The 20,955-nt window shown below is 60.2% G+C and carries 22 protein-coding genes and 6 pseudogenes; 11 read left to right on the top strand and 17 right to left on the bottom strand.

What is annotated here, in order from left to right; genetic code table 11:
• Positions 1-2: 2 nt before the first annotated feature.
• A pseudogene (locus tag FJ417_RS33610) lies at positions 3-138 on the top strand (IS5/IS1182 family transposase); the annotation flags it as partial.
• A 119-nt stretch (positions 139-257) separates the two neighbouring features.
• On the opposite strand, the gene FJ417_RS21905 reads toward FJ417_RS33610, so the two are convergent.
• From FJ417_RS21905 to FJ417_RS21880, 6 genes are all read right to left on the bottom strand, one after another.
• A complete protein-coding gene (locus FJ417_RS21905) occupies positions 258-968 on the bottom strand; it encodes a DUF4336 domain-containing protein (RefSeq protein WP_246687511.1) in 711 nt (236 codons plus the stop codon).
• Between the two features lie 27 nt (positions 969-995).
• The gene (locus FJ417_RS21900; protein WP_140784881.1) at positions 996-1,205 is read right to left on the bottom strand and encodes a hypothetical protein; all 210 of its coding nucleotides are present in this window, start codon (positions 1,203-1,205) and stop codon (positions 996-998) included.
• Between the two features lie 151 nt (positions 1,206-1,356).
• On the bottom strand, positions 1,357-1,548 hold the full coding sequence (locus tag FJ417_RS21895; RefSeq protein WP_140784880.1) for a hypothetical protein: 192 nt from the start codon (positions 1,546-1,548) through the stop codon (positions 1,357-1,359).
• A gap of 543 nt (positions 1,549-2,091) precedes the next feature.
• The gene (locus FJ417_RS21890; protein WP_140784879.1) at positions 2,092-2,877 is read right to left on the bottom strand and encodes a hypothetical protein; all 786 of its coding nucleotides are present in this window, start codon (positions 2,875-2,877) and stop codon (positions 2,092-2,094) included.
• Positions 2,864-3,397 carry a sigma-70 family RNA polymerase sigma factor gene (locus tag FJ417_RS21885; RefSeq protein WP_140784878.1) on the bottom strand — a complete coding sequence of 178 codons (534 nt, stop codon included), beginning with the start codon at positions 3,395-3,397 and terminating at the stop codon, positions 2,864-2,866. Before FJ417_RS21885 ends, FJ417_RS21890 begins: the two co-directional genes overlap by 14 nt.
• A gap of 412 nt (positions 3,398-3,809) precedes the next feature.
• Positions 3,810-5,669: a chloride channel protein gene (locus FJ417_RS21880; RefSeq protein ID WP_246682886.1), complete on the bottom strand. Its 1,860-nt coding sequence runs from the start codon at positions 5,667-5,669 to the stop codon at positions 3,810-3,812.
• Between the two features lie 224 nt (positions 5,670-5,893).
• Here FJ417_RS21880 and FJ417_RS21875 point away from each other — a divergent pair, with 224 nt between their 5' ends.
• Together FJ417_RS21875 and FJ417_RS21870 are read left to right on the top strand one after the other, a co-directional pair.
• Entirely contained in the window at positions 5,894-6,358 is a 465-nt protein-coding gene (locus FJ417_RS21875; RefSeq protein WP_246682887.1) for a MarR family transcriptional regulator, read from the top strand.
• 4 nt (positions 6,359-6,362) lie between these two features.
• Entirely contained in the window at positions 6,363-7,019 is a 657-nt protein-coding gene (locus FJ417_RS21870; RefSeq protein WP_246687510.1) for a DUF4336 domain-containing protein, read from the top strand.
• A 182-nt stretch (positions 7,020-7,201) separates the two neighbouring features.
• On the opposite strand, the gene FJ417_RS21865 is transcribed toward FJ417_RS21870, so the two are convergent.
• The 3 genes from FJ417_RS21865 to FJ417_RS21855 form a co-directional block, all read right to left on the bottom strand.
• On the bottom strand, positions 7,202-7,393 hold the full coding sequence (locus FJ417_RS21865; protein WP_246687509.1) for an AlpA family phage regulatory protein: 192 nt from the start codon (positions 7,391-7,393) through the stop codon (positions 7,202-7,204).
• A gap of 156 nt (positions 7,394-7,549) precedes the next feature.
• Positions 7,550-7,864 carry a hypothetical protein gene (locus FJ417_RS21860; RefSeq protein ID WP_140784876.1) on the bottom strand — a complete coding sequence of 105 codons (315 nt, stop codon included), beginning with the start codon at positions 7,862-7,864 and terminating at the stop codon, positions 7,550-7,552.
• A gap of 137 nt (positions 7,865-8,001) precedes the next feature.
• The gene (locus FJ417_RS21855; RefSeq protein WP_140784875.1) at positions 8,002-8,640 is read right to left on the bottom strand and encodes a hypothetical protein; all 639 of its coding nucleotides are present in this window, start codon (positions 8,638-8,640) and stop codon (positions 8,002-8,004) included.
• Between the two features lie 368 nt (positions 8,641-9,008).
• Between FJ417_RS21855 and FJ417_RS33955 the strand changes: the two genes are divergently transcribed.
• The gene (locus tag FJ417_RS33955; protein WP_348639950.1) at positions 9,009-9,218 is read left to right on the top strand and encodes a DUF1003 domain-containing protein; all 210 of its coding nucleotides are present in this window, start codon (positions 9,009-9,011) and stop codon (positions 9,216-9,218) included.
• Positions 9,164-9,385, top strand: coding sequence for a hypothetical protein (locus FJ417_RS33950; protein ID WP_348639947.1), 222 nt, complete (start codon positions 9,164-9,166; stop codon positions 9,383-9,385). The genes FJ417_RS33955 and FJ417_RS33950 overlap by 55 nt, the downstream gene beginning before the upstream one ends.
• 439 nt (positions 9,386-9,824) lie before the next feature.
• Here FJ417_RS33950 and FJ417_RS21840 read toward each other — a convergent pair.
• A pseudogene (locus FJ417_RS21840) lies at positions 9,825-10,004 on the bottom strand (hypothetical protein); the annotation flags it as partial.
• Between the two features lie 238 nt (positions 10,005-10,242).
• Here FJ417_RS21840 and xth point away from each other — a divergent pair.
• Positions 10,243-11,015: pseudogene (xth, locus tag FJ417_RS21835) on the top strand (exodeoxyribonuclease III).
• Positions 11,016-11,207: 192 nt separating this feature from the next.
• Here the strand turns inward: xth and FJ417_RS33835 are convergent.
• Both FJ417_RS33835 and FJ417_RS33830 read right to left on the bottom strand, forming a co-directional pair.
• Positions 11,208-11,342 (bottom strand): annotated as a pseudogene (locus FJ417_RS33835) (DUF488 domain-containing protein); the annotation flags it as partial.
• A 74-nt stretch (positions 11,343-11,416) separates the two neighbouring features.
• Positions 11,417-11,503 (bottom strand): annotated as a pseudogene (locus FJ417_RS33830) (hypothetical protein); the annotation flags it as partial.
• A gap of 418 nt (positions 11,504-11,921) precedes the next feature.
• Between FJ417_RS33830 and FJ417_RS21825 the strand changes: the two are divergent.
• Both FJ417_RS21825 and FJ417_RS21820 read left to right on the top strand, forming a co-directional pair.
• On the top strand, positions 11,922-12,461 hold the full coding sequence (locus FJ417_RS21825) for an EF-hand domain-containing protein (protein ID WP_246682892.1): 540 nt from the start codon (positions 11,922-11,924) through the stop codon (positions 12,459-12,461).
• A 519-nt stretch (positions 12,462-12,980) separates the two neighbouring features.
• Entirely contained in the window at positions 12,981-13,346 is a 366-nt protein-coding gene (locus tag FJ417_RS21820; protein ID WP_140784872.1) for a DUF982 domain-containing protein, read from the top strand.
• Between the two features lie 171 nt (positions 13,347-13,517).
• Here the strand turns inward: FJ417_RS21820 and FJ417_RS21815 are convergent, their stop codons facing one another.
• On the bottom strand, positions 13,518-14,012 hold the full coding sequence (locus tag FJ417_RS21815; protein WP_140784871.1) for an RES family NAD+ phosphorylase: 495 nt from the start codon (positions 14,010-14,012) through the stop codon (positions 13,518-13,520).
• A gap of 11 nt (positions 14,013-14,023) precedes the next feature.
• Positions 14,024-14,374 carry an antitoxin Xre/MbcA/ParS toxin-binding domain-containing protein gene (locus FJ417_RS21810; RefSeq protein WP_140784870.1) on the bottom strand — a complete coding sequence of 117 codons (351 nt, stop codon included), beginning with the start codon at positions 14,372-14,374 and terminating at the stop codon, positions 14,024-14,026.
• Positions 14,375-14,525: 151 nt separating this feature from the next.
• Here FJ417_RS21810 and FJ417_RS33605 point away from each other — a divergent pair.
• A pseudogene (locus tag FJ417_RS33605) lies at positions 14,526-15,048 on the top strand (IS1 family transposase); the annotation flags it as partial.
• A 28-nt stretch (positions 15,049-15,076) separates the two neighbouring features.
• Here FJ417_RS33605 and FJ417_RS21800 read toward each other — a convergent pair.
• Positions 15,077-15,226, bottom strand: coding sequence for a sigma factor-like helix-turn-helix DNA-binding protein (locus FJ417_RS21800; RefSeq protein ID WP_140784868.1), 150 nt, complete (start codon positions 15,224-15,226; stop codon positions 15,077-15,079).
• Positions 15,227-15,322: 96 nt separating this feature from the next.
• On the bottom strand, positions 15,323-15,727 hold the full coding sequence (locus FJ417_RS21795) for a hypothetical protein (protein WP_140784867.1): 405 nt from the start codon (positions 15,725-15,727) through the stop codon (positions 15,323-15,325).
• A 609-nt stretch (positions 15,728-16,336) separates the two neighbouring features.
• Here FJ417_RS21795 and FJ417_RS21790 point away from each other — a divergent pair.
• On the top strand, positions 16,337-17,530 hold the full coding sequence (locus tag FJ417_RS21790) for a cation:proton antiporter (protein ID WP_140784866.1): 1,194 nt from the start codon (positions 16,337-16,339) through the stop codon (positions 17,528-17,530).
• Between the two features lie 1,619 nt (positions 17,531-19,149).
• Positions 19,150-20,412, top strand: coding sequence for a phospholipase D-like domain-containing protein (locus FJ417_RS21780; protein ID WP_140784865.1), 1,263 nt, complete (start codon positions 19,150-19,152; stop codon positions 20,410-20,412).
• 321 nt (positions 20,413-20,733) lie between these two features.
• Here FJ417_RS21780 and FJ417_RS21775 read toward each other — a convergent pair whose 3' ends face one another.
• Positions 20,734-20,955, bottom strand: a complete 222-nt coding sequence (locus FJ417_RS21775) for a DUF2274 domain-containing protein (RefSeq protein WP_140784864.1) — start codon at positions 20,953-20,955, stop codon at positions 20,734-20,736.

The raw sequence follows: 20,955 nt of genomic DNA, 5'->3' as shown, positions 1-20,955 counted from the left end.
GGTATCTCGTCAGCAATTGTGACACCATTGAGCGGATGGTTGTGCGGCCTAAACATTTCCGCCGCATTGCCACGCGTTGCGATCGATCGGCAACGAGCTTCCGTCTCACTTACGGCAATTGTCGGCTACTGGTTATGAGTCCTGACCCTAGGGGCTGTTATCTGCGGGCAATTCAAAAGGGCGTTAGGCTTGCGAGGCAGCGAGGTACTCACAACACCCATCGAAATGCCCGCCGCAGCTCGGAAACCCCGTCTTTCTCATACCATCGTCCGTGCGAGACGATAACGCGTTCCGGATCCCAGTCGAGCATCTGACGAACCGCCAATCGGAGCGCTGTACGGCGCCCAAAAAAGCTCAACCGCATGTCGACGGGGGCCTTCGCCGTCGGGATCTGCAGCGCCGGCAAGTTTCAAGAGAAATCGGAAAAGCCAGTTATGAATCCGACTTGGCTCAAAGTTCTCGATCAGGTCAGTGAGGATTAATGTTCGAGTGCGGCGGTGAAACAGAACCGCCTCCGTTAGCATATCGCCGCGCACCACCAGTAGGTCTATGTCATCGGGCCAGGGCGAATTACGACCTACCAGCAGCGTGTCGACATCAAAACGACGCTTCGCTCGACGTCTCAGCCCGCGGACAGCCAGAACCTTTGCCGCGGGGACGGCGGCTTTCCAGTCGGGCACCCACCAATAGTGGAGTGAGTTCGGCGCAATCAGGTAGCGAATTGGTCCCAATATCTCGATGGCCGATCGAAGCCCGGGGGAATACGCCACCGGTGAATGCAGGACCAATTCCCCGCTTCGTAGCCGAAAGATCGTCATGCGCGTTGAAAACGGGAATTTCAGCCAGCCCAGCCCGAACCTGATTTCTGATCCATCGACAATCCAGAGGTCGGAAGCCACAGGCTTCAGAACGTTGATTGGCTCGTAGAGGTCCAGGGCGGACCTGCCATTAGCGTGTCTGTGAAGCATTGGCTGGCCCAGCGCTGGTTGAAGAATCTAATCAGGGACGTCCGAACGCTCAGGCGCCAGAGATTGATGTGATGCGTGTCCTTCGGTCGGAAATCGCGCGTTTTCGCGCGCCGTCAGCCATTCGCGAATTGCGAGGCGAATGATCTCCAACCGGGTCAAGTTCATCATAGCGGCGGCAGCCGAGATTGCTATTTCAGTGCTGGCATCCAAAATCATGGTGTTGGACGTGCGCAGCATCGCAGCGGCCTCTAGATCGGCGAGCCTTTGTTTCTCGCTAGAATCCTTATTCCCTGCAGGCAAAACGTTCCTCGCGGTCATCAGTTAGGGTTGTGGCCGACCTCAGCCGGGTCGTAGTCCCCAGTTGCGACGATCCAGTTGTCTCTTAGCGTCACCAGGACAAGGCGAGATCCCTTGGGTAGACCGCTGCTTGATCGGCAAGGTCAGCCCCATCCAGGGCGCAAAACTCACCACCGAGTAGCCAATTCCGGCGCTCACGATCGCCTAAGACCGCGATATACTCGCCGTCGCCGGGATAACCGATGAGACCTATTTCTTCGTCTTCTTCCAACTTACGCATCATGGCCGTCTGACGATTAGGGACAGGAACGCCTGGTAACTCGCGCCAAGAGGGACCACCCCAGCCGGATGCCGGGCCGTCAGGAAGTGCCCGCGCGGTCGCACTTTCCTGAAGCCTAGCCTTATTCACCTGAGCGATCGGCTCTTCGAAGCATTTCATTTGCGCAGGCAACCACAGGGATCGTGAAGCCCTGCTGCCTGGCTTGCGACAACCAAACTTCACGGTTTTCCTGCGAGAGTCCTCTCATTGCTGAGCGTGCCGCGGAAGTGATCTCGAACGCGCCGCAAGATGCACATTGGAATTCGACCTTGCGAAGGGAAACCTCGGCCTCCAGGGCCATCCCAGCGCAAACCGGGCAGTTGGACGGAAAATACCGCCTTTCGAACGACAGGACGTTCACGATGCCGGGCTCTCTGTCTGCGGGCGGGCGGCGCTCGATCGGCCGCAGGGCCAATCGAACCCGCTCCGGCGACACGAGAATGACGCCGGGTGCCGTCGGCCGCAACTGGAGTGCATTCGCTTTCCTTCTGATAGCATCGGCGCTGACTAGCCCTTTGTCTTCGGCGCAACGTTTCTGCGCGTAGCGACTTCGATCTGCTTTGCTTCCACTTCGAGCCGGTCCGGCGCGGCGGAGCCCATCAAGGCGTAAGCCGTGCCTCCCGATTGCCAGTAGACTGTCGGAACCCTGCCGTCAGTGGCAGGGGTTGGAGGAACGGCGTCCTCGCCGTTCATTGGAGCCGCGACGAGCGTGATCCGGCCGACGCTGGGCGTGTCGGCTGTCACTACAAGACTTTGCTGCCCGTTCCAGGGCTGCACCTGTACGTCCTTCACCACCCACCCCGAAGGCAAGGTTGGCATGCTGACGTTGACTGCACCGACCAGCCGTTCAATCTTGTCCTGCTTCGGCTCGTTACCCCTGTTCGGACCTGCATTGAGCTGCGCAACTTTCAAGGCGTCTCTCGCGGCCAGGATGAAGCTTTCATCAGCCGTCTTGCCGCCCTGGCGAAGCGGTACGGTCAGTGAGTTGGCCGACCACCCCACCGCAATGAGAGCGACAGCAGCGACCTGCAGCTTTAGGACAGCTATTAGCTTCTTTTGGCGGAACATTCGCTCCAACTGTTTTGCCTTTTCTAAAGTCGCGCGCGGTGGAAGGGTTCGCCGCGGTTGAGCATTGCGCAAAGCTTCCATGCGCTGAGCGTGTGCAAACACTTCGGCCGCCCGCTCCGGCTCCTGCGCGAGCCGCGCTTGCAGGTCGGATCGCTGCGTCGGCAAGAGTTCGCCGTCGAGGAACCGGTTGATCTCTTCGTCTGAAATCCGGCTATTCGGCCACATCACGGCCTCCCACTATTTTCAAGGAACCCGATGCCTGACCCGTTGCATTCTCCACGCTTTGTTTCAAGGCGACGCGGGCCCTGCTCAAGCGGGACATGACTGTCCCGGCGGGCACACCCAGCAAGTCGGCAGCTTCCGAATAGGTGAAGCCCAGCACGCCGACCACATGAAGAATTTCCGCCTGTTCCGCTGGCATGCCAGAAAGTGCCCGTCCTACGTCGGCCAGTTCGGCGCAATGCTCCTGCGCTGGCGGCGACGTGCGATCCGACAGATCGGCGTAAGAGGCCAGGCGCTGACGGTCGGCCGCCATGCGGCTTGCGCCGGACAAAAAAGTATTCCGGACGATAGCGATCAGCCAGGGCAGCAGCGGACGCGAAGTATCGTAGGACTTGGCCAATGACAACGCACGGACAAGCGCCTCTTGAACCAGATCGTCAGCATCCGAGTCATCGCGCGTAAGCACCCGCGCGTAACGCCATAAATCTTCCAGATAGGGTATGACGTCGAAGTTCACGCTCATACCATTCTGCACAGCCTCCGCTCGGGATCGGCCCAGCGGTCAGGGACGCAACCGCTGGGCCAGATGGGAGCGCTTTCCTCCCGAAGTGCAGGCGTCGAATAGCCATGTGTCATCAATGCCTGCTTCGCTCCCCAGTCCCGACAGCGGCCTCTGGAGGCAGCCAGCCACAGTCGAAGCTCACCCTCAACGCTGCATCTACCGAGCGGGGCCGGAAACTATTCCATTGCGGTTTAAATTTCTTCGGCTGCGGACCTGCGGCACATCGTCAGTAATGCAAGTCACATTCACGGCTTGCGTAAGTCGCGCCACCGTCCGCCGGCGGCGTTTCTTCGGTCATGGAATGTCCTACTCTTTGTTCCAGCGCCCGTCGGATCTGGGGTGCTCAAGATCGCTTGCTCGCTCGGGCCGACTGTTATCGCGGATATATGCGGATGCCCTCGGCCACCGAATTGGCGACATGTTCGCGTGTGATGACGCCGACGACAGCGGAAGCCCGCGGGATGCCGCGTCCGCTCACGACTACCGCCATGAAGGCATTCCTGCGCCATATTCGCTCGATGACATCAGAGGCGACCGCGTCCTCGCCCACGACAGTGAAGTCCCGGCTGGCGATGTCGCCGAGGGTCACGCCGGTGCGCGCACCTTCCAGACCGCGCCGCAGCCCGGTATTGACGCGCAAGACGCCAAAGATCTGATCGCCTCGGGTGATCACAACGTGGCGAAGGCGTCCCTCCGTCTCATGCTCGCGCAAGAATTCGTCGAAGCCCTGCTCCGCCGGCAGAACCATGATGTCGGCGTCCATGACCTCGCGGGCATGACGCACAAGGAACATGTTAGCATGCAGCGCTTTGGGGATGGCGCGGCCACGCCGCACCAACTTGAGCGTGTAGATGTTCTCGCGGGACAGCAGCCGTCGCACACCGACGCTGGTGGCAACCGCAAGGATCATCGGCATGACGATGTCGTATTCGCGCGTCATCTCGAAGGTCATGGTGACGGCGGTCATCACCGCCCCGGTACCGCCACCAACCATGGCGCCCATGCCGACCATGGCGAAGGCCGGAATGCTGACCTGAACGGGAACACCGACCGCCTGCAGCAGCGCCGCGAACCCCCCACCAAGGGTCGCACCCATGAACAGCGAAGGCGAGAAGATACCGCCGGACGAGCCCCCGCCAAGACTGATGGAAGTGGCCACCATCTTGCAGACGAACAGTAAGACCAGCAGCCAGACGATGGATGTGTGGCCCGTCAGGATGCTTTCGATCGTGGCGTAACCGACGCCGTCGACATAGTACTGCCCGAGGGTGACGAAGAGCACATACATCAGCATACCAAGCGCCAGCATGCCGATCACATGACGGGTATAGCGGCCGGGAAGCTTGTCGAACCAGTCCTCGGCCAGATGCAGGCCGCGGATGAAGCCCGCTGCCGCCACGCCCATAATCGCACCCAAAGCCGCATAGAGAACCAGTAGGATGACGGCGTTGGCATCGGCGGGCAACGCCTGCAAGGGAGGTACGAGAAAGGCCGGCTGCTGGCCGAAGAACCAGCGACCGACGAAAGTTGCCGTGCCGGTCGCGATCGCCACTGGCAGAAAAGTACTAACGCTCACTTCCGGCATCATCAGCTCGATGGCGAACATTACGCCGCCGATTGGCGTGTTAAAAGTGGCTGCAATGCCGGCGCCGGCGCCGGAGGCGACCAGGGCAATGCGCTGACCGACCGGCATGTTTATGATCTGGCCAAGCGTCGAGCCCAGCGCCGAGCCGATCTGGATAATCGGCCCCTCGCGCCCGACCGACGACCCCGAGCCAATGGCGACGGCCGAGGCAAGCGATTTCACCAGAGCCACGATCGGCCGGATGTTCCCTTCCTTATAATAGATGGCGTCCATCACTTCGGGTACGCCGTGGCCCTTTGCCTCCGGTGCAAAGTTGGACACGAGGAAGGTGACAATCACCGCACCAACCACGGGCGCCAGGATAACGAACGGTCCCCAGCGACTCGGCGCAGTGAAAACGTTGGCGTCGTAGGCAATGGCCAGCGTGCCGTTGAAGAACAGATTGTGCAGCAGCCCGATCAGATCCCGAAAGACCACCGCGCCCAGCCCGGTGACGATGCCAAGTCCCAAAGCGAGCAGCGAAAGAGAAAGTAGGTTCAGCCGCCGACTTTGCTCGTCGGCTGGTGCCGCCTCGACGGGATAGGAAGTCTCAAGCTTCCTGATCGGACTTTGCGAATTGCTTGGCGCAGACATGCCGTTCCTTGTCATTGGGTTCGCCCGCCCGAAGCCGATGGGCAGCCGGCAACTGGGCCGCGTCTTTTGCAGCCGACAAACGTCAGCCAAATCTGCTGGCCTTTTCAGCTACGATCGAATATGTCATGCCATGACATAAAATGACGGGATTGAGAAGAGTGGCAGAGCGCGAACGACCGGCACTCGGCGATTCAGCACACGAAAACCGTGCGGCACGCCGTCGCGGCCGGAGGGACGTTGTGGCCTCGCAAACGATCGATCCCGCGGATGACACTTTCGATCCCGTCGAATCCACGGCTCTTGACGACAGCGTCTATGAAGGACTGGCCGGTTTTCGCGGGGCGATGCGGCGCTTTCTCGCCTTCAGCGAGGCCACGCTGACCGCCGCCGGCGTCACCTCCCAGCAGTATCAGGCGATGCTGGCAATCAGGGTGCATCCGGACCGGGCAATCATGATCCGGGACCTCGCCCGCGATATGCTGCTGCAGCCGAACGGCGCGGTGCAACTGGTCGACCGTCTGGTCAGCGCCGGTCTGGTCGAGCGTAAGCAAGCTCCCACCGACCGTCGCAGCGTCCTTGTGACGATGACCGTCGAAGGCAGCCACCTGCTGGAGAAGCTTGCCGCGGATCACCTGCGCGAAATGCTGCGGCAGGAACCATTGCTAGCAGAATCGCTTCGGCGGCTACGACATCTGGGCCGATGACCCCATGAGCAGCGATCCTCATCAGGAACCAAGCCTGGAACCCTACGCGCCGGTCAATGTGCTCAAACCGGTCGCCCCTGACATTTGGATCGTGGACGGTTCGGAAATCACCCTCGTCTCGATCGGGCTGAAACTGCCATTCACCACCCGGATGACAGTGATTAGACTGAGCGGCGGAGACCTGATCCTTCACTCGCCGGTGGAGTACTCGCCCGAACTGCGTACGGCGCTTGAAGCATTGGGACCGATCCGTTTCCTCGTTGCACCGAATTCATTGCACTATTGGTGGATACCGGACTGGAAGGCGCAATTGCCGGAAGCAAAGATCTTTGCCGTTCCCGGCCTCGAAAAGCGGGCCAAGAGGCCGGTCCAGGTCGACCAGGCGTTGATGGATAGACAGTCTTCCTGGCCGGACGAAATCGATCTTCTCGTCATTAAAGGCGATGTGCTGACGGAGGCCGTGTTCTTCCATCGCCTGTCGAAGACGCTGATCCTGACGGATCTCATTGAGAACTTCGAACTGAACCGCATCCACAGCTGGTTCTTCCGCCTGCTTGTGCGGCTTTCTGGTGCCGCCGATCCCGACGGCAAGGCTCCGATCGATATGCAATTGACTTTCTTCCGCTCAAGTCAGGCTCTGCGAAAGCGGTTCGGCAGATGATTGTCTGGGCGCCGGAACGCATCATCATCGCTCATGGGCGCTGGTATGAGAAAGACGGAGTGAAGGAGCTCAGGCGCGCCTTCCGGTGGGTCTGAATGGTCAGGTGGCGACTTTTGGGGGCTATCACCATCGCGACGGTTGCGGTTCAGGGACGTGGCCGGCATAGGCGCGCCGGTGCCTTACTAACACGTCCAAAAGCAGTTTCCTGCGCCGATGGACATCCGGCCCGGGCGCAATTTTGGCGCGGCCTCGATAGAGGCCTGACGGCGCAACTCCAGCCATTCTTCGACCTCTTCAAGATCCCACACGACGCAGCGCGGCGTGAGATTGAAGCGGCGGGGAATTCGCCCCGCGTCAATCTCATAGATGGTCACCGGCGTATGCATGGCTAGAAATAGGTAATCGGAAGTTATCGACGATCCTCGGTCAATCAGACGGCGCCATGGGATCCATTCGTTCGAGCGTCCGGTCGTTCAGAACGAATTGATGCCAGAGTGCGATCAGCGCATGCAGGCCTGCCAGCCAAAGGATCAGCGTTCCGCCGGTTCGTGCAAATCGGCAATCTCTCCTGGCGCGCCCTGCACCGACGCCGTCAAGCTCGGCAGATCGATCCCAAGAAAGGAGACCGACGCGCCGATCCGGGAGGCGGCATACCAGCCGCTCAACGGCAGCGCGACGAGAAGAACGTAAAGGTGGCTGCGTCCGGCACACGCTGCGAGGTCAAGCCATGGTTTCTGCGGATCTTCGATCCAGGGCATGCCGCCCAGCCATCGGGCCAGTAGACGAGGAATGACCAACAGCAACACGGTAAGCCCTACTGTAAAGTGAACGTAGGAGTCGAGCAAGGTCACATTGCCACGATCAACGATGCCGCCGACAAGGCGTCAGAGGCGGACGCCCGTCGCAGCCCAGGCAACTAGCCGCCCTCGTGATTGGCCACCAGCGGAAGCCCCGCTGATCATGCACGATCGCGACGAGCCGGTCAGCGCAGCAGTCCTTCGCCCTCAAAATCTTCCCAACCGCGCAGCTTGGGGTGAGGATCCTCGTCCCAACTGCTGTCGATTGAGCCTGCCCGTTCGCGCCCTCTCTTTTGCGCGCGCTTCAGGGCTGCCTTTGCGGCGGCGCGTCTCCGGTTCTCGGCCGCCTTCGCCGCGTCTTCTTCGCGCCAGACGGTGACAAGATCGCGATCGAGCAGATCTTCAACGTGACGTGGATCGAACACGTGGAAGGTGATCTTTCTCGCGCGCCCGCGTAGTTTGATGGTTCTGGTCCCGACGCTCTGCAAGCGACCATCTTTCAGCCAACGGTGCCGCTCGCCGGACGAGATGGTAAGGATGTCCTCGACCTCTCGAGGGATTACCGGGAGGTCTTCGATATTCCGCATGGCCTTGGACACGATCGCCGCTGCCGCTTCAACGTCGGCGTCAGAACCCTCCGGCAGCCTCAAGGTGAGCACCCGGGATTCTACGTGGAGCAGTGTTCTCAAGGGCAAGGGAAGACGCGCGCGCATCTCGAGGAAAATGCCTCTTGACCGGACCGACGATCCAAGCGTCGCCGCCGGGGAAAGAGGCCACTCTCCAGCCAACTTCGCGGTCTGGTCGATTTTTCGGCGCTCGGGCATGGCCGTTAAATAGGGACTGCAGGCACCCAACTCAACGCAGGGGAATGACGATCGGTGGCGCCAATGCGGCGGCAGGATTGCGGACAGGAACGTGGATGCGCGCGTTCGAAGCCGATCAAAATGGAGCGAATTGCCCAACAGGGAGTTAGGCAGGCCAGACGGGAGAGACAAGAATGGGTCCCCCGGCCGCCCCTAACAGCAAGGGCTAAATCACGCCAACCACCCCAGCGGCGGAAGGCCTCAGCCCTGCCTTGGCGCGGAACATAGAGGCGTTGGTGGCGAGACGGAACGCGACGCCGCGGCTGCATCCTTGGTGCAACGAACGGCCGTAGCGATCAGCAACTTCGCCGGCAGCATGATGTTCGTCTATATTCCACCTTGTCTTCTTCGGGGCTTGGACCGCACTCAATCGCGGCGCCGCAATCTTCATCGAGCCGTTTGATCCATCGCTTTTCATCCTGGCCATGTTCGCCTCGGTCGACGCGATCTTTCTGTCGACCTTCATTCTGATCAACCAGAACGCATGGCGGCCGAGGACAAGGCCAGGGCAGACCTTGATCTGCGGGTCAGTCTGCTGAATGAACATGAGGCGACCAAGCTCATCAAGTTGGTGGAAGAGATAGCCAAGCGCCTGGATGTAGATACCAAAGGTGACGACGAACTGAAGGAGCTCAAGCGCCACGTGGCACCCGAAGCCGTCCTGGACAAGATCGAAGAGGTGCGGGAGCGGGAGACGCCAGGTTGACCCCGCAGCCTGTGCCGGCCCTTCGGCACTCGCCAATCCGCGCGAGGTTCGCCTTAGCTGCTACTTTGCCATGAAGCAATTACCCGGATGCGCGAACCACAGTTCTCGTCCGAACACCACCGCCGACGGCCTGCCTTAGAAGCATTAACGGAAGGCGGCCACAGTTCGGTCCCAGGCATTCGCGCACGCCGCGGCGATGCTGCCGATCTGCGGAAAACAAGCCCGCGCTAAAACCCTGTGCGGTGACGAACGGCTTCGAGGCTACCGTCGTCAGTCCCCCCCAGGAAAACCCCCTTGGAGAGCATGCGTCTTTGCAAGGCCTCCGAGACGGCGTGCTGGACAGTCTGTCGTCCGGCAGGTGCCGTTGGTTTGCAAAGCTTCCGCCCACAGTATGCAAGCCCTGTGCAATTGAACTCAGGCGCGCTCTGGCCGTACCGTTTCAGCGATCCTGCCGGCAAGTGCTGCAATAACTCGCTCTCCGGTTTCGACAAAGGATGATGGCGCTGAAACTCTGGTCGGTTTTGTCGGCACGCATGGCAATGCGCTTGAATTCCTTGAGTTTGCAGAAGAAATTTTCGATCAGATGACGCCATTTGTACATCTCGGCATCGAGCGGCAGCGACTTTGCACGACGCGAATGCTGAGAAATGACGACCTTGGCGCCGCGCCCATGCAGAACCTGGCCCATAGTGCCTCCTTCCACTCCAAGGAAAATAATGCACCATTAAAGGTCGGGATGAAACACTTAGGTGGGGCACCAAGTCTCTTAACCAACAGGCCGACGGACAGTTCCAGGTTGAACCCACCATAGCGGCTTGCGTTGCAAGCTCAGAGGAAGCCACGCAGGGAGATAACCGATGCCTCGTATTGCGACCTTCAACGTCAATGGTGTCAACGGCCGCCTGCCGGTGCTTCTGAAGTGGCTTGGCGAGACCAGCTATGACGCGGTGTGCCTTCAGGAGCTGAAGACGCCCGACGACAAATTTCCGATCGAGGCGATCCGAGCCGCCGGCTATGGCGCTGTCTGGCACGGCCAGAAATCCTACAACGGGGTAGCTATACTGGCGCGCGGGAGGAATCCGGTCGAGCGCCGCCGCGGCTTGCCGAGCGATCCCGATGATACGCACAGCCGCTATCTCGAGGCCGAGATCGATAACGTCGTCGTCGGCTGCATCTATTTACCCGATGGCAATCCCGCACCAGGCCCAAAGTTCGATTACAAGTTCCGCTGGTTCGAGCGTCTCCTCACCTACAGCAAATCGCTGCTAGGCGAGCGCACCGTGCTTTGCGGTGACTACAATGTCGTCCCCACGGAGATTGACGCCGTAATACCCGCGCGTTGGTTGGGAGATGCCGTTTTCTTCCCGGAAAGCAGGAACGCCTACGCCCGCATGCTGAGCTTGGGCTGGGTGGACGCGATGCGTCGGGTCCATCCAGGCAAGGGCATCTACACCTATTGGAATTTCTCCTATCGCGGAGGCTACGACCGAAGCTCCGGCCTGCGTATGGATCATCTGCTTGTAAGCCCATCACTTGCGGAGACGATTCAAGCTGCAGGTGTCGATGTCGAGACCCGCGGGTGGGAAAGCCGAGCGACCACGCTCCCGCCTGGATCGATGTGGGCGGATAAGCTGGTCTCGCTGATCCATTCCTGCGCGCCCTCCTCCCGGCCTTTGCGCCTTTCTTCAGATCGTGGCACCGCCGGATAGATCACTGTCCCGTTGTCTCGAAGAAAACGCGCCAGCCGTTGGTACGGCTTTCTCGACCCGGCCATGCCCATCAGGTGGAAGACCCTCTCGCCACGCGCAAGAAGATAATCAGCGATAATGCGGCGGTGGCACCGCCACCAGACTGCTTCCGAGCACATTATCGCGCAGCGACGCGGCCGGAGTGCGAGCAGGCGATCCAATCCGCTTCGAAATTCCGCCGAGAGCGCGTAATCCGCGTAGTGTTGCAAGCTTTGGTTTCTTCACGCGCCGTTCGTTTCGGGCGGAACCGCATCACCTTGCCGCGCCGCCCGCCGAGCGGCACCACAATTTCATACGCGATCTGCGCCTCAGCGAGCGACGTGGCCAGGCATTCCCTATCGAACTGCGGGTAGGCGCGGGACCCGGGCACACGCCTCACGTCGACGACGATGCCGATCCTCCCCCTGCCGAAGAATATCGATGAATTCCTCAATTTTGCGGTTCGAATGCCCAACGATGAAGAAGGGTATACGCGAGCAGTTGGTCGACTGCTTAGAATGCATCCTAGATGACGTCGCGGTCCCTCCAGTGTTCCAAGCACCCCAGGGCCAGACCAATCTCCGGACGAGAGCTGAACTAGCCGGATACGGAGGATCGCCGGTCGCCGTGATCCGTCATGCCGCGCGACAGGAAGCTAGAGATTGCTCGAAAGTCGGCTCGCGTAACTTCCTCGTGACCTGGAACGCGGGCCGGAACAATCGAAGAGACCTCCAGTTTGGGCTAGCCCAATAAGCTTGAGGCAGACCACGTCCAATCGAATGGAGCACCCCATGAGACCCCCTCGCTGCATGACGACCGCGGCCGCTGTTCTTATATTCGCGACTTTCCCTGCTCTCGCCCAGACAAACGGAACCCCTGCGCCTACCCCGGCGACCGAACAGCCCAGAGCCGGGCAGTTGCCGGATGTGAACGGGCAAGCGGGCAGCCCGACGCGTGAAATAATCCGCCAGATGATTGACCAAGCCATCCAGGAGAGGATGCAACAGGATCGAAGCTCCGAGGTGGCCAACAATCGTCAAGAAGATGATGACAACGCTCGGGACGATGCAGATCGCCATGGCGACCGTTGGCATAAAAACCGTGATGGCGGTCCGGCCGGTGAGCACAGGATGGCTGCACACCATGGCCCGCGTATGATGCGCGGCGCAGGAATGCGACTGATGTTCGCGTTTTTGGACACGAATGGCGACGGATCATTGTCAGAGAACGAGGTTCAGGACGCTGTCGGGCGGATCTTCTCTGCAATCGACCAGAATGGCGACGGCAAGATCGACATGGATGAGATCCAGTCCTTCTTGCACGGCTCTGGCGGTGAAGAGATGCAGTAGTAGATCTGGCAGCAACCCGGCCAAGACGACTCTTCGAGAGGCAGGCGTGCCAATCTCGTCCTGCCCGATTGAGATGCTTAGGGGTCCACCCGACAAGCATCACGCCCCCACGGCGGATGCAGAATACCCCTATGCAGCGCATTCATCCATAAACCTAAGCGGTAACGACTGCGCTCGTATCGGCTTCAGAAATTGCCGATGCTGCAAATGCTCCGATCTCGGGCGCGTGGACTGACGCCGAACTGCCAGCCGGCAAGTTTCGGTGATGAGGAGGACTAGCGGTCATCCCGATATGTCGCGCTGACGCCGGCCCTGAGAGTCGTCGAGATCAAGCGCCATCGGCAGTCCGGCGCAGCACAATAGAAGCGGCGGAGCCCCCATCAGAAGCGGCGGAGCCCCCATCGGCGATCTTGACGCCGAAACAACCTCTTCCAATATTTTAGGCGCGTCGCATTACGGACTCTAACCTTGTTGGATCGCGTTTGTGGCGCCGCACCGCATCACGACGGGAGTAAGCAGATGGGATCCGAACTCTCTCATAGCCTCGACTGTGCTTCCAATCAGTATACTTACACCTGCGGCGGCGAGGACGAGCGCCGAGACGCCTTCGCGCGTCCCGTTCTTGTCGATGACGAGTTCCTTGGCGCTCGAAGCATATGCTGCGCTATGGACGCCATAGAGTTTCTTGAGGAATGGCCGATTGAGCAGCGTGGCAGCCTGCACTCCCGCGCCAGCGACTGCTGCTGCGCCGCATATGACGGACACAGCCCAGCCGATCTCGCCCGACAAATGTTCGTCGCTTGGGCTCAGGAGGTGGGGGTAGCTGTCGGCCTATCGTTCGACGCCAAGGCCGGCACCAACACCGGCGAGACTGGCCAGCGGTGATCGGTCGGAGGCTCGCCCGCCGCATTGGTGGTGCCAGAGACCGCGCCGGACACACTGCCGAAGACATTGACTGTGGCCCTTTCGTGCCGGTGGTATCCAAAAGAATGTGTTCCGCAGCGTCCATGAGCGACGCGCAGAAGCTGGCGGCAACGCGGGCAGCGGCCGGCGAGGTCAAACGAGCCGGTGCTCGTCGTCGATCAGCTCAAGTCTGGATGGGGCAGCGTCACCCCATCGCCACAGAACGAGATTCAAGTCGCCGATTGCAGCGCCCTTGGCGAAGCTCGGCACGAGCAGGCCATTATAGCCTTGGGCGACCAGCTCACGGGCAAATCGCTGCGTATGCGCCTCGCCATGGTGTCTCATCAGATCGCGCCATGTCGCGTCGGCGAGAGCCGTCGCATCGAGACCCATTGCTGCAAGAGCGGGGGCGTCGCCAGCATCGAAGACGGCCTCGATCTCGGCACGATAAGCGACCAGCGTCGTCGGCTGCAGGTCGCCCACCTGGTTGGCTTCGCGCACAGCTGTCAGGACCGAGGTCGACGCATAGAGCGCCGGCATGCCTTTGGGATTGAAACGCCCTCCATAGAGTTCGGAACCGCGTCCCGACATGGGCTCGCGGGCATACATCGGATTGAGGGCGCGGTAGAGCCGGCCCGAATAGGTGATGGCGGCGATGGTCAGGCGTAAATCCCCGCATCGACCGCGTCGATGAAGTCGAGGAGCTCAGCGGCTCGACCCTCCCGAACGAGCTGCATAGCCGTCTGCCCCGAAAATCCCGGCAGCGGCTCGGACCGATACCAGGCATAGGCTATAAGCGCGGAGCCAAATCGCGGCTCGACCTTGTTCACGATTTCCACCATCTCGCGCAGGCGGCGCTGCGTCTTGTCTGAGCGCACCCGCTCCCGACGCTGGACCGCATCTTTCCCGAGGCCAGCGGTACGCGCGATCTCCTCGCTCGTGGTGCGGAAAGCGTCCGCAATCTTCTTGGGTGCGAACAACCCATCATCCGCATATTGTGCCAGGCCCATCGCAGCACCTCCGTGCATTGCCAGAAACTCTGACGCAATATAGCGTAAATAGCTCTGGCATTTCAAGACCCGCCCGGCTTCTCCTCGCAACAATGGCTATTCCAGCGATCAGACCTCAACGGCTCCACGGCCGACCACGCAGGGTGCGGCAAAATCGGCCGCTTCCAAAGCGGAAAAGAACATTTGGAACTTCACCGGCGCGAAGCAGAAGGACATGGCGGGCACGAAAAAGCCGGTCGATGGCGCTGGCGACCCATGGAGCTGGACTGCTCTGGACAGCGACAGCAAGCTTATCATTTTTTGGCTGGTCGGCGGTTGCGATTGGCGAATATGCGCTGGCCTTCATGGACGACGTTAAAGAACGTGTTGCGCACCGCGTCCAGCTTACGACAGACGGCCACCGCGCCTATCTCAATGCGGACGAGGAAGCCTTTGGTGCCGACATCGATTACGCCATGCTTGTGAAGCAGTACGGCGAACCGGAAAGTAATAAGTCGCCGGAACGCCGTTATAGCCCCGCCGTCTGCACTGGCGCGACCAAGACGCGGATCGGAGGCAATCCCGATTCGGTGCATGTCAGCACGTCGCATATCGAGCGCGCTAACCTCACCATGCGCATGGCAAACCGCCGCTTCACGCGCCTTACCAATGCGTTCTCAAAGAAGTTCGAGAACTGGAGTGCGCCCCTGGGGTGGACAATGATCAGGCCGCTGTTTTGCCGGTCTGCCGGATCGCACCGCACGGGCGCGACATCACCGTTCCCGGCCGCACGCCCAGAAGGTTGGCAGTCTCTGAATATGTGAAACCCAGCACCGCGACCAGATGCAGTATTTCGGCCTGTTCGGCCGACATTCGCGTTAGCGCTCTTTCGTTGTGCGATATGGCCTCGAACACGTCGCACCCGTTGTGCTCACCCTGCTTGCATCATCTACTCATGTCGCTCCAAAACTATTCCAGTGACAGCCAAAAATTGGATGGCGGGCCACTCGGTGGCTCGGCGAGTACGGAATAAAATCCGTTGCTCGACGGTATGCATGAGGAGCCGGCGTCGATCGGCCGGCTGGAAGCACGAATAAGGCGGGTCGCGATGCGGTTGGGCGAGATCATTGCAAACACGTTGACGGCTATCTTGGTGATATGCGGCCTGGTCGTCATTTTCCTTGTTGGCGGCAGGCCGCTATTTCCGAGGCGCCAGGCAAGAATGGTCGTCCTTCTGCCAGCGGATCCGAACACGACATCTTCGGTGCGCGACAAGCGCCAGCAACTGCCGGCCTTCTTCAATCTTGCGCTTGCACCAAGAAAGCCAATGGTCTTGCGATAGGCGTTCCAGGCGAGCGTCTGGGCTGCAGGCATGCAGTACACCCCAAGCCCGCTCCTCGTAAGGTAGCGTTTAGAGCCTGACGAAGGAGTGAGTTGCTAACCCGATCGAGGCTGTTAGTTGCTGGTCATAGGACAGGGACCTGACGATTGCGCTCTTCCTTGCCGCGGCGGCTGTCGTGGGACTTCTGGCTTTGGCAAGGTTTGAACGGCCAATGCGGGGCAACGTCTAGCCCGTGATGAAGCCGTTAGGCACCCACTAAAATGGCCGTGGGTAGAGCGAGAGATGGCGGACTTCAGAAATGCCACATGCCGCGTCTGTCTGGGCGGCGGCAAAATGTTTTCGTGCAGCGGATGGAAAACGTCCAGCGGCACTTGCTGTCCTGGAGGCACTCAGCGTCAGGGCTGCCCTGGACGCTCCGTCCGTTGCAGCGCATGCGAAGGCACCGGATCCGCCGGCTTTCGCCGACGTCGATGTCGCATGGTCAGACTGCAGGTCTATCCGTACTCGAAGGCAAAATCAGCTGAGACCTTCCTGGCCGGTTCAAGCTCTGATGCCCCCCCGTTAGTGCCAACCGCGCCTGGGCAGCATAGCCACAACGGCTTTTGCTTGCCGAATCCCATCCCACCTAGCCATAATTCGGAATGGACGAACTCTCTATTCCCACGCTCGGGCTCATACTCCTGACGGCTTCGCTTGTCGCCATGATCTCAAGGCGGCTGCGCCTCCCATATAGCGTCGGTCTGGTAGCGGCCGGGATAGCGCTCGGCTTTGTCCCGGGTGGAACCGAGTTGCCACTCAGCCGGGATCTGATCTTCACGGTATTTCTGCCGCCGCTGATTTTTCAGGCGGCGCTTGAAATCGAATGGCGCCATTTCCGCGTCAACCTTCCGGTAACTGCCTTGCTTGCCTTTCCGGGGGTGGCGATCGCCGCCGCCGTGGTAGCGCTTGGCATGCATTGGCTGCTCGGATGGAGTTGGACTGGCGCTAGCCTCTTTGGCGTGCTGATCGCGGCCACGGACCCGGTCTCGGTGTTGGCTGCCTTCAAGGAGATGAAGGTGCAACCCCGGCTTGGGCTTCTGGTCGAATCCGAAAGCCTGCTCAACGATGGCGCGGCGGCAGTCGGTTTCGCCATCTTGGTCGCCGTTGCATCAGGCGCTAACGCCACGCTCGTGGCCATCGCCACTTCCTTCGCCTGGATCGTCGCCGGCGGCATTGTGATTGGCGCGGCCGTCGCAGCGGTGCTCCTTCTCATCGCGGGGCGGACGGAGGATCATCTCGTGGAGATCACTCTCACCACGATCGCCGCCTATGGGTCGTTTCTAATCGCCGAGAAATTCGGCATGTCAGGCGTCCTTGCGACGCTCGCTTCCGGCCTTCTGGTTGGTAATGTGGGCTGGAAAGGCGCGATATCGGCCAACGCGCGAAGCCACGTGCTGGCTTTCTGGGGCTATGCCGCATTCCTCGCCAACTCGATCGTGTTCATCCTGATTGGCGGCCATGAGGCGCATCAGCCTCTCGGGATCTTTGCGGGTAGATCGGCGGTCGCCGTCGCACTCATGCTGCTGGGCCGGATCCTCGCCATCTATCCGCTCTGCGCCCTTCTCAACCCGACTTCGCTGAAGGTGGATCTCAAATACCAGCATGTCCTGGTTTGGGGTGGCCTGCGCGGCTCACTCGCGCTTGCCCTGTCGCTTGCGCTGCCCCATGACATAGCTGAACGCGGGGCTATTATTGTCACCGCGTTTGCCGCGGTGGCGTTCTCGATCTTCGTCCAGGGTCTGACAATGCCCAGGCTTATCAAGAAGCTAGGGCTGACGACTGAGCAAGCCGCATAAGAGCGCGCCCCGCTGCCATGAAGAGGTTCCATAACTTCGGCAGCTGGCACTACACGAGCATGCGGGACGGCTATCCCTCCCCTGGGAGAGGACGAGCCTGAATTCTTTTCAATCAGGGACGGCTCGGTGTGCCCCCTAGTGACAAGGCGCCGGAGCAAAGCGGCGGTCTGTCGACGTGCTATTTATTAGGATCAGCGACCCAGAGGCCTGCGAGAAAGCTCATCCAATTCAGCTTCATCGACTATGCCGGCCTGATAGTAGGCTATAATGCGGGAAGCCCTTTGCTCTCGCTTGTCAGCCGTTTCCGGCAAATCCTTCTGCCGGTTGAAGACCCTGCCGAGCAACGCCAGCTCTGTCGGAGTAAATACGTTTCTCCCAAGGGGCATTGTGACCTCCGAGTGCCCATTCCCCTCACTTGACATTGAAAGATCTAAACTTGCCTTAGTCAAGGCAAATTCCTTGTCCGAGGAGCGGCGGCGGCCGATCGTGGATTGCGCTCGAACTTGTGTTTTTACTTCCTGCATATGTTTGCCCGATGGCGTGTGTGCTGCGTGCGCCTGGGTTCTGCCATCTATGGGATCCTATATGCCGTTCTGATGGTGTCGCTGGTGCGCGATCCCGATGGCGAGGAACGTTCGAGACTCTGAACTCAGCACAATCGGTTCAACAGGCCGCCGCAAGTAGTCTCGATCTGGCCTGGACCGAAATTGGGAGGGCGACCTCCTGGCGCGGGGCGGGGTCTAATCGTCTGATCCCGGCGCTCCGCACTGGCGCGCATCGGCAAAGCGAAAAAGTGCGCGCGAGAGGGTTGTCTCTCACGTATGGGGCGGCATATTCCGAGCGGGATTGGCGAACGGTTCGCGTTGGCGCGCGGGCCATGGATCAATCAAGGTTAGGCGACTTGCGAAATTCCGACCGCGTCCGCATCGATTTCCACCGGTACAGCCTCGGCGTCCGAAGCTGTCAATAGGGATCGGAGGATTCGCAGGAATGCACGGTCGAAGCCGGATTCGGCAACAGCTGCTCGCTGACGCCCACGAACTGAAAGAACGAATCGCCAAGCTGGAACGCGATCTGCTTGTTCCTGGAGGTGCCTCCAAGCCAAGGAAGCTCATGGAGATCGGCTATGAAATAAGGAGCCGTAAGTCGCGCCTGCACAGACTGGAACGCTGCATCTCCGCATTACAATTCCGGCAATCGGCGGCCTTGAGATTACCAAGCGTTCCGTCAGCCGTGGTCGACAGCCCCGTAGCACATCGCCTTTAGGAGCCTCATCCCTTGCTACCTTTGTTTCCTCGGAGACAGTTTGGGACATACTTTTCGGCCTGTTAGCGCGGTGCATTTACAAGAAACAGTGAGACAAATCGATCTCAGCCCCGCGGCGATTGCTCGCAAAGGATGCAGCGCTCCGGTCGATCGTGCGGCTGGGGAAGGAACCGGCTGACGAAACGCCGGTCCGGACTCGGCGCCCCGCCCGGAACCTGGATAAGGCTTGAACGTTCTTGCTGTTGGGAGAAACGTTAGAGCCGGCGAAAGACGTGGGGTCTCAAGGCGCTAGAGCGTTACTGACCAACAGAAGAACGCTCGGGGCTGGGCGAACGGCTGGCTGCTGGCTGGACATGCTCAAATATAGCGCCGTTGCGATCGCGGCCGCGCTGATCACCCTGGCCGCTGTAAACCTGACCCCGGAGCCCCGTGCCATCCGTGCCATCGTTCCGCATCGATTCGACGCGGAGGATCCGCAATTCGCGCGAAGCATGAGCAGCTATTCGCAAGGGCAGATGTTCGAACGGAACGCCGTGCAAACCCTTGTCAATGGCGACAAGATTTTTCCGTCGATGCTGCAAGCGATCGGCGCGGCCCAAGGCAGCGTGGACATGGAAACATATATTTATTGGTCGGACTCGGTCGGTTATCAGTTCGCCACGGCCCTGGCCGCAAAAGCCCGGCAAGGCGTTGAGGTTCGACTGCTCGTCGACGGGCTGGGCAGCCTCCCTTTCGACGAGGACCTGATCCACATCATGACGGGCGCCGGGGTGCGATTCCAGCGCTACCGACCCGTCTACTGGTACACGCTTGACCGGGTGAACAACCGGACACATCGGAAGCTGCTCATCGTGGACGGGCGGGTCGCGTTCACCGGCGGGGTCGGTATCGCGGACAACTGGCTCGGCGATGCGCGCAATCCGAACCAGTGGCGTGACACCCATTACCAAATTCAGGGACCTTCGGTCGCCGCTTTCCAGGCGGCCTTCGCCGAGAACTGGCTGGAGACCGTAGGCGAAACGTTGCAAGGAGACAAGTTCTATCCGTCACCCGAACCTACAGGCGCGCTAAGCACCCAGTTGATCCTTTCATCGCAACCGAACGGCTCCGAGGACATGGAGCTGATGATGCTGACTGCCATCGCCGCGGCGAAGCGTCACTTGCGCATCGGCATGGCCTATTTCGTGCCGGACGAAATCGCGCTGCAGCAGATACTAGACGCCAGGAAGAGAGGCGTTGCGGTCGACGTCATCTTTCCCAATTCGCTGACGGATGTGCCCATCGTGCGAAATGGCTCGCGCTACTTCTGGGGCCACCTGCACGAAGCGGGCGTGCGCATCTATGAATTTCAGCCGACGATGTATCACCCCAAACTGCTAATCGTCGACGACGTCTGGGCGAGCTTCGGTTCCACCAATCTGGACGAGCGCTCGTTGCGGCTGAACGACGAAGCCACCCTCAATGTTTACGGCAAGGATTTTGCGCAGACGCAAATCGACTTGTTCGACAAGGACCTGAAGCGGTCGAGGCAGATCAGCCTGGCCGAGTGGCAGGCGCGCCCGATGAGCGAGAAGTTTACCGACTGGCTGGCCAGCAGGCTTCACATACAGCTATAACGCGTCGGCGAAGGCCGAAGCCACTCGCCCGGCAAGCCCAGCTGAGAGCATTGACGCCCGTCTGAACGTGCCGAAGTCAATCTGCAACTGAATTCCGGAGGCCCGCCGGATGAGCGAAGGTTCATCCTTGCTCCACGACTTGCCGATCAGAGCGGTGACCAATTGTTGGCCGGAAGACATTTTTTTGAAAATCCTGCGCAAAGAGAATGCCGGGACTGACTGCAGGCGCCGAGCTCGGAATAGCGGCCCTGGACGACAGAGCAGTCTATCGGTGTCTCGGCTCAAGACGCTCATCGCTCGTCGGCCACACCGAAGCCCGGTCTAAGCCTCCTCCTTCTTTGCTTTCGCAAAGCCGCGGTCCGTTGCCATGAACCGTTCGAGCATCGGCGCAATCAAGCGCGATGGATCGGCAGATGGCCGCCCGGTCTCGCGCCCAAGGACCTCTGCGTATTTCACCAAATCGCGATGCAGGGGCGCCGGCAGCTCCACCGTAATCTTCACTGGCTTGTCGTCGGCGATCGTTGCGAGTTTCAACTTGGCCAT

The organism is Mesorhizobium sp. B3-1-7, from assembly GCF_006439385.1.
Taxonomy (GTDB): Bacteria; Pseudomonadota; Alphaproteobacteria; order Rhizobiales; family Rhizobiaceae; genus Mesorhizobium.
This window is presented reverse-complemented; position numbering and strand designations above follow the sequence as displayed.

Bases quoted from the DNA above. Each gene is read 5' to 3' on its own strand.
- FJ417_RS21895 (WP_140784880.1), bottom strand. From the start codon at position 1,548: ATGATGCGTAAGTTGGAAGAAGACGAAGAAATAGGTCTCATCGGTTAT.
- FJ417_RS21855 (WP_140784875.1), bottom strand. From the start codon at position 8,640: ATGCCCGAGCGCCGAAAAATCGACCAGACCGCGAAGTTGGCTGGAGAG.
- FJ417_RS21820 (WP_140784872.1), top strand. From the start codon at position 12,981: ATGGGATCCGAACTCTCTCATAGCCTCGACTGTGCTTCCAATCAGTAT.
- FJ417_RS21890 (WP_140784879.1), bottom strand. From the start codon at position 2,877: ATGTGGCCGAATAGCCGGATTTCAGACGAAGAGATCAACCGGTTCCTC.
- FJ417_RS21905 (WP_246687511.1), bottom strand. From the start codon at position 968: ATGCTTCACAGACACGCTAATGGCAGGTCCGCCCTGGACCTCTACGAG.
- FJ417_RS21780 (WP_140784865.1), top strand. From the start codon at position 19,150: ATGCTCAAATATAGCGCCGTTGCGATCGCGGCCGCGCTGATCACCCTG.
- FJ417_RS21900 (WP_140784881.1), bottom strand. From the start codon at position 1,205: ATGCTGCGCACGTCCAACACCATGATTTTGGATGCCAGCACTGAAATA.
- FJ417_RS21795 (WP_140784867.1), bottom strand. From the start codon at position 15,727: ATGCCTGCAGCCCAGACGCTCGCCTGGAACGCCTATCGCAAGACCATT.
- FJ417_RS21790 (WP_140784866.1), top strand. From the start codon at position 16,337: ATGGACGAACTCTCTATTCCCACGCTCGGGCTCATACTCCTGACGGCT.
- FJ417_RS21800 (WP_140784868.1), bottom strand. From the start codon at position 15,226: ATGTCGGCCGAACAGGCCGAAATACTGCATCTGGTCGCGGTGCTGGGT.
- FJ417_RS21885 (WP_140784878.1), bottom strand. From the start codon at position 3,397: ATGAGCGTGAACTTCGACGTCATACCCTATCTGGAAGATTTATGGCGT.
- FJ417_RS21825 (WP_246682892.1), top strand. From the start codon at position 11,922: ATGACGACCGCGGCCGCTGTTCTTATATTCGCGACTTTCCCTGCTCTC.
- FJ417_RS21810 (WP_140784870.1), bottom strand. From the start codon at position 14,374: ATGGGCCTGGCACAATATGCGGATGATGGGTTGTTCGCACCCAAGAAG.
- FJ417_RS21880 (WP_246682886.1), bottom strand. From the start codon at position 5,669: ATGACAAGGAACGGCATGTCTGCGCCAAGCAATTCGCAAAGTCCGATC.
- FJ417_RS21775 (WP_140784864.1), bottom strand. From the start codon at position 20,955: ATGGCCAAGTTGAAACTCGCAACGATCGCCGACGACAAGCCAGTGAAG.
- FJ417_RS33950 (WP_348639947.1), top strand. From the start codon at position 9,164: ATGGCGGCCGAGGACAAGGCCAGGGCAGACCTTGATCTGCGGGTCAGT.
- FJ417_RS21870 (WP_246687510.1), top strand. From the start codon at position 6,363: ATGAGCAGCGATCCTCATCAGGAACCAAGCCTGGAACCCTACGCGCCG.